The organism is Prosthecobacter sp. (genome assembly GCF_044373815.1).
Classification (GTDB): domain Bacteria; phylum Verrucomicrobiota; class Verrucomicrobiia; order Verrucomicrobiales; family Verrucomicrobiaceae; genus Prosthecobacter.
This window is the reverse complement of record NZ_JBIPNG010000221.1, coordinates 1-10,372: the sequence shown is the minus strand read 5'-3', so window position 1 is coordinate 10,372 and position 10,372 is coordinate 1. Positions and strand designations below refer to the sequence as shown.

Below are 10,372 nucleotides of genomic sequence, written 5' to 3'. Positions count from 1 at the left end.
GCGAAGTAGGCCACGCTGCTGATGGACTGACCGCGCTTCTGCAAAGCAGCGGCGTACAGCGGCAGCTGCAGATCCAGCCACAGTCCGCGTCTGCCATCGGGCAGGTCAAAGCACTTCCATTCATCCGCCTCGGTCAGCTTCGTGCGGGCCGTGATCACCTTAACATGCGCCTCCTGCGGCGTGCGCGGTTTGTCGGAGCTTTTGAAATCGACGATGCGCAGGGTGCCGTCCACGTGGCGCTCCACCCGGTCAATGCGGCCTCTCAGTCGAGCTTCGGCGATGAGGAAGGGCATGGCATCCTCCTTGTCGCCGATGAGCAGCTCCGCATCAATGCACTGCCAGCCTTCCTGCCGGTTTCTGGCTTCGATCTCCGCCGCTTTCCGCAGGCGTTGTAGAATGCTTTCAAGCTGCAGCGTGATCAGCGGCGCGGGCCGCTGCCCATGAATCTCTCTCACCCGGTCCCGTGCCGCAGCTTCCAGACAGTCGGCAATGTGTGCGGGGTGAGTGCTGTCGCGCATGCCGGGGTCCAGACTCAGCCGATGAAACGCATGGTGAATGAGATTGCCAAACTCAGCAGCATCCAGCTCACGTTTGCCAGTCTCGATGGCGCTCATGTTTTTCTTGCAGCTAAGGTAGTACCGGAACGGGCAGCTCAAATACTCGCGCAAGCGTGAAGGCGAGATCGTGTCCAGCGGCTTCGCGCTCCAGTCCGGCTGCAGCTTCCACGCCAGCGTACGCGGCGGCTCCGCTGCGGACGGCTGATCCTCCTCCTTCGGAAACAGATGCGCCACACGCTGCGGCAGCACCGCGTTGTCGCATAAAAACAGCAGCCGGGACAGGCGCAGGGCATCGCCATCCTCGCTCCACTGCCCGCACAGCAGCCTCAGACGTCCACGTTTACCCAGACGCTGCTGCGCCAGTGCGGCGAGGATGAAGGCGTCACGCGCGAAGCGGGTGTTTTGACAGGGCAGTCCCAGCGCCTTGCGCAGGCTGTCCGGCAGAAACGGATGGCTGATGAAGATGCCCGGCACATGCTCTTCATTGAGACCCGTGACGATCAGGTTCGGCGCCTTTTCCCACAGCAGTTCAAGCCAGCCCTGCAGCACGAGATCAATATCGCCACGCGGCTCAGCGAGACGACTTTGTGCAAGGCATTCCAGTGACTGCGAAAAGGTGTCTTCAGCCTTGGGCTGCAAACCAAACCGTTGTGCCTCCTGCTCAAGTTCCTCCGTGATGCGTAGCCACTCGGTGGCCAGTTCCGTGCGTTCCCGGTCACCAGGGGCATCGGGATTGAACTCCTGCTCACCGAGCAGCTTCAAGATCAGCGTGCGCGCCGCTTTGGCTGGAGATAGCCGACGCAGCGAATCAAGCAAGGCGAGCGTGTTTTCTATGGCTGGCTGCAGGGCAGGGCAGTCCGCCAGCGGCAGCTCCAGCGCATGCGCCAGAGTCACGGGCAGATGCTCACTGGCAAAGTCATCCGCCTCGCGCAGCAGTGCGGCGGTGCTCTCATTGCCTGGAATGACGGCTTTGCGAAATTCATCAATGCGCAGCAACGCAGCAAAAGCACGCCAGGCACCTGAGCTGAGCAGCAGGCGGAAACAATCCAGCACATGCCACATGCCCTCACGCTGCACTGGAATGCCACCCGGTTCAAAACTGCGCGCTTCCTCCAGCGTGAGCTTTTCCAGCAGCAGGCTGCCGACTTCCGCGTCGCACACACCCAGCGCCGTGCGGCCCGTTGGCACGAGCTCGCGCATGAGATCCAGTGTCAGCGCCGCCTGCGTGGCAGGATCACGCGCCACGTGGATCTGTTCATCTTGAAAAGGCAGGCTGCACCTCGCGTCTTCGCCCCAGAATTCCGGCAGGGGACGTCCGCAGGCGTCAAAGGTGTGAGCCATCGACTGCGGCGCTTGAATCGCGATGTCCACCTGCAGTCCGCGTTTGGCACAGCCAGCGATCCAGTCATCCAGCAAAGGCGGCAAATCTGGCGAGGCGAGCACGACAATGCGCTTCACCCCTTCTGGCAGCGCCGGTTCGTGCGCATGCCGGCGCTTAAGCACCTGCGCATCCGCCACTTGAGCCTGTGCAAGTTCCGCGAAGTACACTCGCTCGATTTTCTCCAGATCCTGCCAGCGCGCAGCCTCGCGCTGCGCAGCGGGATGGTCGGCCGTGTCCTCAAAAGTAAGCCCGCCCGTGCCGAGCAGCATCTTGAGTTCCGCCAGCATGCGTGCGGTTTCCGCCTGCCAGCCCCAGCCGGAAGAAGTGGGTGCCTTGGGAAACAGCGCCGTGAGTGATTCCAGCGGCACCCGTTCAAGCGCCCGCTGCCACGCCATCTGTGACTGCACCGCAGTCGCTGCTTCAAAGCGGCGCGTCTGCGGCAGCAGCGCCTGCTCCGGCAGCCAGAGATGCGGCACGATGGCGGCGGTCCCCGTCTCATTCGTCACCACCGCCAGCGCCTCACGCAGCCGGCGCCCTGCTTCACCGTTCGGCACCAGCAGCAGTGTGCTGCTGAGATCCAGCGCACGCGCAGAATCCCAGTCGCGGCAGAGCAGTGCCACGGCTTGGTCCAGCACGGGTGTCTCCCAGCCCCAGAATAGCCGCTGGATCTGGGCACTCATGAGTGTTCCAGCTTCTTGAGGATGTCGTTCACGATCTCCTCGGGCGTCTGATCAATGGAAACACGGATGATGTCGGGCGTCGGGTCCAGCGTGGCCAGCTGGCTGTCCAGCAGCGTAGGCGGCATGAAGTGCCCTTTGCGCCCCGCAAGACGGGTGGCGATGAGCTCCTTCGTGCCGTCCAGCAGCACAAAGCGCAGCGTCTCGGGGTGATCATGCGCCCGCAGTTTGTCACGATAGATCGGCTTCAGCGCGGAGCAGGCCAGCACGTAGTTCGGCGTGAGGTGGCGCATGTCCTCGATGCGCTGGCGCAGCGTCGCATACCAGGGCCAGCGGTCGTCATCATTCAGCGGCGTGCCGGCGGACATCTTGGCCTTGTTGGAGGGCGGGTGGAAATCGTCGCCGTCCTCAAAGACGCCTTCGAGCCTGGCGGCCAGCAGACTGCCGACGACGGACTTGCCGCTGCCGGAGACGCCCATGATGATGATGGTTTTTAGATCGGGGTGGAGCATGTGTGAAGGTGATTTTTGTGAAGCTTGACCGTGGGGCATGCCACGCTGAGGGTGCGGGCCGAAGCCATGAAATTCCCCATCCTGACCGCTCTTCTGGTGCTCGGCACCGCCTTTGCCACTGCTGAAGACAAACCTGCCGCTGCCAAGCCGGAGGCTGCCAAGGAGATCCTCCTCTTCAATGGCAAATCACTCGACGACTGGGAGTCCGTGGACGTCGGCGGCAGCGGTGAGGTGGAACTGGAGGGTGGTCTCATGATCATCAATCAGGGCGAGAATGTGAGCGGTGCCATTTACAAGAAAGCAGCCGCACTGCCAACGACCAACTACGAGATCACGCTGGAAGCCAAGCGGATGCAGGGCGTCGATTTCTTCGTCGGCCTCACCTTTCCCGTCGGCGATCTCAAACATTGCGCCACCCTCATCTGCGGCGGCTGGGGCGGCAGCGTCACCGGCATCTCCTGCATCGACAGCATGGACGCCTCCGACAACAACACCTCCAGCTACCAGCGATATAAAGATGACGAGTGGTACACATTCAAGCTGCGTGTCACCCCGAAAAACATCAGCGTCTGGCTGGGGGACAAACAGATCATTGACGAAGACATCGAAGGTAAAAAAATCAGCGTGCGTTCCGGCCCCATCGAAAGCTACCTGCCGCTCTCGCTGACGACCTTCAATACCATGGCCGCGATCCGCAACGTCAAGCTGACTCCGATCACAGAGCCGAAGTGATGCCGCCCACCTCTGCACTGCGCCTTTTCGCTCTCGCATTTTGCGGAGCCTTGACCTCCTGCCACTCCGTTCTGCGCGTGGAGGTCACGCGCGCCGAGACCGAGCTCACCGCGCGCGAAAAGCGGCACATGGCCGCCCTGCTGGATGAAGTGGCGTCAGGCTGGGACGGCATGCAGCACGGCAAATCCAGCGCACGGCGGGCAGCCGAGGATCGCTATGAGTATGCGCTCGCCAAGTTTCTGCGTGAATGGGACGCGCATCAATGTCCGCGCTACTGGCAGAGCGGCACCGAGTTTGCCTCTGGGCGGCAGTCATTTCAGATCGAACTGACTAATGAGACGAGTGCCAAACGCGAGGTTCTGCCCAAGCAGCTGGATCAGCTCCTGCTCGCTTCACGCAGGCGGTCGCGCGGGGAGGACACGCTCTCGGAGCGTTCCGGCCTGGGCGTGCCCGTCGTCGGCCACATCTACCGCACGGACACCACGCGCAAAGAGCAGCCTTTCCTCCCGCCAAACGGTGGCAACCTCACCCTCACTGCCGTGATGGAGATGGCGGACGATGACGCCGATCCCGCCACCCCGCGGCGCTGCCGCCTGCATTTGCACGATGCCCTCAACGTGGAAACCGTGAAGGTGCAGAGTGATGAGCGCCTGCTCGCGGCAAACTTCACCGCAGCCAAAGATCTGGCCCTGTCCAAAAAATCCCTCGGCATCTTTTCGTTGCTGGGGTTGTTCTATCCCGAACGCACTCTAGGAGACAGCCATCTTTACTGCATGGACGGCTACGATCCCCAGCGCATTCCCGTCGTCTTTGTGCATGGCCTCATGTCCGACCCTCACATCTGGCTGAACGCGGTCAATGCCATCAGTTCAGACCCCGAACTGCGCGCCAAGTATCAGCCCTGGTACTTTCTGTATCCCACCGGTTTGGGTGTGCCGCAGACGTCCGCACGTCTGCGCGCCTCCCTGCAGCAGGCCCGTGATTACTTCGATCCTGATCACAACGATCCCGGCATGAGCCAAATGGTGATGGTTGGCCACAGCATGGGCGGACTGCTCAGCCGAATGCAGGCCATCGATCCCAAAGACAAGCTGTGGGACGCCATGTTTCGCAAGCAGCCGGAGCAGTTGGACGTTTCGCAGCCTGTGCGCGAGCGCATTGTCAGCGCCCTCAAATTCAAGCCTCAGCCCGAGGTGAAGCGTCTGTTGTTCATCACCACGCCGCAACGTGGCAGCAATCTCGCCAGCAAGAACATCGTGCGTCGCCTCGCCTCGTTCATTCGCCTGCCGGTGGATACATTGCTCATGACACAGCAGTTGCTCACCGGGAACACCGACGCGCTCTCACCGCAGATTCGCGACTGGGGCTTCTTCGCCTTCCTCAGCATCGGCACTCTTTCCAATGAGCACCCCTTTTATGATGGGCTGAACGCCGTGCCCATTCCCGTGCCTTACCACTCCATCATCGGACAACTCGGCCGTAAGCCCCTCCTCGACAGCTCCGACGGCGCAGTCCCCTACTGGAGCGCCCATCTCGAAGGCGCGAAGTCCGAAAAAGTCGTCCCCTGCTGGCACGGCTGCGTCGAGCGCCCCGAAGTCGTGCAGGAAGTCGTCCGTGTCCTCCGCGAGCATGTACAGGAAAGCGGGCGCTGAACGCGTCTGTGCTCGTAGTTCGGGCTTTAGCCCGTTCAGGCTTCTGGGTTCAGAATTTTTTCAGGATCAGGTTTGCGTATTTTTGCGGCCATTCATTTCCGGCCCCGCCGACTTGCCCGCATGGAATCGTCGCGAAGTCACGTTCTTGGAATACCAACCCCATGAAACCTTTCATCTTTTCCGGCCTGCTGGCCGCCTCAGCGCTGGCTCATGCCGCTGATCTTCCCTTCACCCAAGTCCCCGCTGAGTTCGCCGGGCAGTTCTCACCGGGAAAATCTCCCCTCGTTTTCAAAGATGGCAGCCAGGTAAAGAAAGCAGAAGACTGGCCCAAACGCCGCGCCGAAATCCTCGCGGACTGGCATGCCGTCATGGGCCCATGGCCGGCGGTCATTGAGAAACCGAAACTGGAAATCATCGAGACCACGAAGAGGGAAGGGGGCATCACCCAGCGTAAAGTGCGCGTCGAAATCGCCCCCGGACAAACGGGCGATGGCTACCTGCTGCTCCCTGCAAACGAGGGCAAGCGCCCTGCCGTTTTCGTACCTTACTACGATCCCGAAACAAGCGCCGGCCTCAGCACCAAACCGCTGCGCGACTTCGCCTGGCAGCTCGCGCGGCGCGGCTTCGTCACACTCTCCATCGGCTCACCCGGCGGAGATGCCCGGTTGCCCGTGCTGAGTACCGGGGCCAAGTGCCAGCCCCTCTCCTACCTTGGTTACATCAGCGCCAACATGTGGCAGGCGCTCGCTTCACTGCCTGAAGTCGATGCCACGCGCATCGGTATCGTCGGCCATTCGTATGGCGGCAAGTGGTCGCTGTTTGGCTCCTGCCTTTGGGACAAGTATGCCTGCGCCGTATGGAGCGATCCGGGCATCGTCTTTGATGAAACACGTGGCAGCATCAACTATCAGGAGCCCTGGTACCTTGGCCTTGACCCAGCCCTCACCCGCAAACCGGGTCTCGTCAGCGCCGAAAGCCCGCGCACCGGCGCTTACAAAACACTCATCGAACAAGGTCACGATCTGCAGGAACTGCATGCCCTCATGGCACCTCGCCCCTTCCTCGTCTCCGGCGGTGCCGAAGACCCGCCCAAACGCTGGGCCGCGCTCAATCACGCCATCGCCGTGAATCAGCTTCTCGGCGTCAGCAGCCGCGCGGCGATGACGAACCGCGAGAAGCACGATCCCAACGAGGAATCCAACGAGCAGATCTACCGCTTCTTCGAATACTGGCTCAAGCCGTGAGCCGGGGGGCTGGCGGCTCGTCCGGTCTGCCCGAGTTTTGTGCTTTGGGGCAAACGCGGCACTTGACGGGGGGCGGCTCTGTCCACGAAGGTACGTCTCCACCACCCCGACCAGCTTTTTGTCGAGATCATGCCCGAAATTACTTCTTCAGCTGCCACTGCCGATTCTGTCATCCATGCCGCTCGCAAGGCGGTGGAGGTTCAGCGTGAAGCTGTGAAGGAATTTCCCGGTAAAGCTCCCGGTCTGGTGCGCGCGCTTCAGGCGCTGGGAGATGCCCAGCGTGACGCGGGCGACATCGCCGGAGCGGAAGCGTCCTTTCTCGATGCTCTGGAGGCTGGGAAGGATCTGGAACTGCCGGCGGATGTGATGGCCAATGTGCGCACAAGTCTCGCTACACTGCTGGATTTCAACGGCCGGGAGGCGGATTCGCTGCCCTATTACGAGGAGGCGATCAGCAGCCACGAAGCCTTGGGCGGTGATAATCTTGAGGTGGCGGCCCAGCTGCGCAATAACCTGGCCATGACCTACAAGTGCATGGACAAGTTTGCCTTGGCGGAGCAGCACTACCTGCGTGCGCTGGAGACCTTGGAAAACAAGCGCGGGCGCAAATCGGAGTCCGTGGCCTGCGTGTTCAACAACCTGGGCAGCCTGTACTACGCGGCTGGCTTTCCAGATCAGGCCAAGGAAATGTTTGAGGACGGACTCCAGATCCGCATTGAGGTGCTCGGGGAGAACCACCGGGATGTGGCCCAGTCCCTCTGCAATCTGGCCACGGCATGCCATGAACTTAAGGATAATGAGGCGGCTCAGCAGCATTTTGAGAAAAGCCTGAAGATCTTGGAGGCCCAGCTGCCCCAGGAAGAGCGCAGCTATGAGGCGATCGGGGCCGACTACGTCGCCATGCTCGAGATCATTGGCGAGGAAGGCAAGGCCGCCGCTTTGAAAAAGCGCATGGAAAAGGTGCTGGCGACAGTTTGATGCACGGTGGCGTTTGCCAAATGCTTCGTCCGCATGAAAGGTAGGAGCGGAAATGATTTCATCCCCCCCTTTGCAAGAAAAAACCTGGACCGGCACCGCAGTGTCCGATGGGGTTGCGCATGCGGTGGTTCATGTCCTTAAGGATCACTTTGACGAACCGGACGAGGATAGTATTGAGCCTGGGACAGAAGCTCACCAAATGGAGCGCCTGCACGCCGCTCTGGCTGTCACCGCCAAAGAGATTGAGGAACTGCAGCGCGTGATGGCAGGGGAGCACGGCAGCTCCGAGAGCGAGATTTTTGAAACTCATCTTTTGATCCTGCAGGATTCCACGATTCTCAAGCAGACGGAAAAAACCGTGCGCGAGCAGCAGGTGTGCGTGGACTGGGCCTACTACAAGCTCATGTGCAAGCACATGGACGCCCTGCGCGGGCTCTCGGACGCCTATTTGCGCGAACGCTTTTTGGACGTGAAAGATGTGACGCATCGCGTCATGCGCCATCTGCGCGGAGAGCTTCTGGACCACCCGATGTTTGACGAACCGGTCATCGTCGTGGCGCATGATCTGACGCCTTCCGACACCGTGCAGCTGGATCGCAGCAAGGTGCTGGGCTTTGCCCTGGAAACGGGCAGTACAGTATCGCACGCGGCCATCATCGCCCGCTCTCTGGCACTGCCTGCGGTGGTAAGACTTCATGGCATTTGCGATGAACTGCACAGCGGCGACACCGTCCTGCTGGATGGTGAAGGCGGCTTGCTGATTCAAAATCCAACCGCTGAAACCCTCGCTCGCTATCGCCTGCGGGAGGAGCAGGCGGAACGGCGGGAGGATGTCTTTCAACTGGAACGGCACAAACCGTCGCTCACACGCTGCGGCACCGCCATCTGCGTGGGTGCGAATGCGGAATTCATCGAGGAAATGAAGATCGTGGAGGACAGCGGCGCCGAAGAGGTGGGGCTGTTCCGCACGGAGTTCCTGCATCTGGAAAATCCGGATGCCACCGAGGACCAGCTGACCAAGGCCTACAGCAAGGTGGTCCAGTCCCAGGCTCCCAAACGCGTGGTGTTCCGCACCCTGGATCTCGGCGGTGACAAGGTGGACGAGCGTCTCGCTGTGGAGCCGGAGCCGAATCCCTTCCTCGGCTGGCGTGGCATCCGCCTTTCACTGGGCCGGCCGGATCTCTTCAAGCGGCAGCTGCGTGCTCTGCTGCGTGCCGCCGTGCATGGGCGCGTGGGCATCATGTTTCCGATGGTGTCTGGCGTACAAGAAGTGCTGGAGGCAAAAGCCGTCCTCAATGACTGCGCGGATGAACTCACCGCAGAAGGCGTGGATGTGCCGGACGAGATCGAGATCGGTGCCATGATCGAGATTCCCAGCGCAGCTCTGTCCGCAGATTTGATCGCGGCAGAAGTCGATTTCCTCAGCCTCGGCACCAATGACCTGATTCAGTACACCATCGCGGTGGACCGGCTCAATGACCGCGTGGCAAAGCTCTATCAGCCCACCCATCCTGCCGTGCTGCGGCTGATCGGCATGTCGGTCAAGGCGGCGCGTGCGGCCGGCATCCGCATCGGCATGTGCGGTGAGATGGCATCGGATCTGACGCTCACCCCCTTGATGATCGGTCTGGGATTGAATGAATTAAGTGTGGCCACCACACAAATAGCACGGGTGAAGCATGCCGTGCGCCGTCTCGACCTGCCGGAGTGTGAAGCCCTGGCGCAGGCAGTCCTGACATGCGCCAGCCCGGCCGAGATACGGGCTCTCAGCCGGGCTGTGGCGGACAGGAACTATCCCGAATTGTTCGAGTAGCCCTTGGTTTTGGGGTTAAGCAGCGAGCTTGGATTTGCTCTTGCGCACCGGCTTGGCTGGCTTCGGAGCCATCGTGGGGCGGAATGCATCACCAAAGAGATACTGGCGGGCGCTGTCCACCTGTCCCATCACACGGCGGTGCCATTTGGTGTATTCTCTGCCCAGGCGTTCTTCGGCGTCATCGTGCTGCAGGGCGCTGTCGAGGCTCATGCGCTCGGTGCTCAGTTCGGCCTGGAAGGTGATTTCCGGGATGTGCAGTTCCACGGCTTCAAACATGTCCATCACACGCGCGGCATAGCTGGTGTCCCAGACCTTGTCGTCTTCGTCATAGCAGCTCGTCACCAGGTGGGCGATCAGGTACTCGGCGTTGTCGGAGTAAACCTCCGCCGCGTCGATGACCGAATCAAAGCTCTCACGATCAACCGTCACCGGCAGGACCACGGAGAGGGCCACTCCCGCTGCCTGGAGAATCTGGTCCATTTCGCAGCCTTGGTAGAACTTGTTGAAGAACTCACCCAGGCCAGTGCTCACATCCAAAATGGTCAGCGGGGAGGCATCCACATGGGCGAGGAAGGATCGCGGTGTCAGTGAACTGGCATCAAGCGCGGTAACACCGGAAGCACTGTAGGAATCCTCTTCCGTAAGGGAGAGGAGCTGATGAGAGACTCCATACTGCTGGAGGTAACGGTGGAAGCAGAGCGCCAGGGTGCTCTTGCCGGTGCCAGGATAATCGTTTTGGATGAGGATGAGCTTCTTCATAATGATTTTCTTAAATTACAAAGCTATTATGGTAAATATGGTTAACATTGCAAGAATAAATATTTCG

8 protein-coding genes are annotated in these 10,372 nt (G+C 60.8%); 5 read left to right on the top strand and 3 right to left on the bottom strand.

What is annotated here, in order from left to right:
• The coding region (locus ACIREA_RS17755) for a PD-(D/E)XK nuclease family protein (RefSeq protein WP_397383657.1) at positions 1-2,618 on the bottom strand (2,618 nt) is incomplete at its 3' end.
• On the bottom strand, positions 2,615-3,127 hold the full coding sequence (locus ACIREA_RS17750; protein WP_397383656.1) for a gluconokinase: 513 nt from the start codon (positions 3,125-3,127) through the stop codon (positions 2,615-2,617). The genes ACIREA_RS17750 and ACIREA_RS17755, both read right to left, overlap by 4 nt.
• A 66-nt stretch (positions 3,128-3,193) precedes the next feature.
• On the opposite strand from ACIREA_RS17750, the gene ACIREA_RS17745 reads away from it, so the two are divergent.
• The 5 genes from ACIREA_RS17745 (at position 3,194) to ptsP (ending at position 9,546) form a co-directional block, all read left to right on the top strand.
• Positions 3,194-3,859: a DUF1080 domain-containing protein gene (locus tag ACIREA_RS17745; RefSeq protein ID WP_397383655.1), complete on the top strand. Its 666-nt coding sequence runs from the start codon at positions 3,194-3,196 to the stop codon at positions 3,857-3,859.
• Positions 3,859-5,511 carry an esterase/lipase family protein gene (locus ACIREA_RS17740; RefSeq protein ID WP_397383654.1) on the top strand — a complete coding sequence of 551 codons (1,653 nt, stop codon included), beginning with the start codon at positions 3,859-3,861 and terminating at the stop codon, positions 5,509-5,511. Before ACIREA_RS17745 ends, ACIREA_RS17740 begins: the two co-directional genes overlap by 1 nt.
• 161 nt (positions 5,512-5,672) lie before the next feature.
• Positions 5,673-6,755 carry a sialidase gene (locus ACIREA_RS17735; RefSeq protein WP_397383652.1) on the top strand — a complete coding sequence of 361 codons (1,083 nt, stop codon included), beginning with the start codon at positions 5,673-5,675 and terminating at the stop codon, positions 6,753-6,755.
• A 129-nt stretch (positions 6,756-6,884) separates the two neighbouring features.
• A complete protein-coding gene (locus ACIREA_RS17730; RefSeq protein WP_397383651.1) occupies positions 6,885-7,733 on the top strand; it encodes a tetratricopeptide repeat protein in 849 nt (282 codons plus the stop codon).
• Positions 7,734-7,785: 52 nt separating this feature from the next.
• Positions 7,786-9,546, top strand: coding sequence for a phosphoenolpyruvate--protein phosphotransferase (ptsP, locus tag ACIREA_RS17725; protein WP_397383650.1), 1,761 nt, complete (start codon positions 7,786-7,788; stop codon positions 9,544-9,546).
• A gap of 15 nt (positions 9,547-9,561) precedes the next feature.
• Here ptsP and ACIREA_RS17720 read toward each other — a convergent pair whose 3' ends face one another.
• Positions 9,562-10,305 carry a hypothetical protein gene (locus tag ACIREA_RS17720; protein ID WP_397383649.1) on the bottom strand — a complete coding sequence of 248 codons (744 nt, stop codon included), beginning with the start codon at positions 10,303-10,305 and terminating at the stop codon, positions 9,562-9,564.
• Positions 10,306-10,372 lie beyond the last annotated feature (67 nt).

What these genes read in the sequence shown, in the direction of transcription:
- ACIREA_RS17750 (WP_397383656.1), bottom strand. Translation starts at nt 3,127, where the DNA reads ATGCTCCACCCCGATCTAAAAACCATCATCATCATGGGCGTCTCCGGC.
- ACIREA_RS17745 (WP_397383655.1), top strand. Translation starts at nt 3,194, where the DNA reads ATGAAATTCCCCATCCTGACCGCTCTTCTGGTGCTCGGCACCGCCTTT.
- ACIREA_RS17740 (WP_397383654.1), top strand. Translation starts at nt 3,859, where the DNA reads ATGCCGCCCACCTCTGCACTGCGCCTTTTCGCTCTCGCATTTTGCGGA.
- ACIREA_RS17735 (WP_397383652.1), top strand. Translation starts at nt 5,673, where the DNA reads ATGAAACCTTTCATCTTTTCCGGCCTGCTGGCCGCCTCAGCGCTGGCT.
- ACIREA_RS17730 (WP_397383651.1), top strand. Translation starts at nt 6,885, where the DNA reads ATGCCCGAAATTACTTCTTCAGCTGCCACTGCCGATTCTGTCATCCAT.
- ptsP (WP_397383650.1), top strand. Translation starts at nt 7,786, where the DNA reads ATGATTTCATCCCCCCCTTTGCAAGAAAAAACCTGGACCGGCACCGCA.
- ACIREA_RS17720 (WP_397383649.1), bottom strand. Translation starts at nt 10,305, where the DNA reads ATGAAGAAGCTCATCCTCATCCAAAACGATTATCCTGGCACCGGCAAG.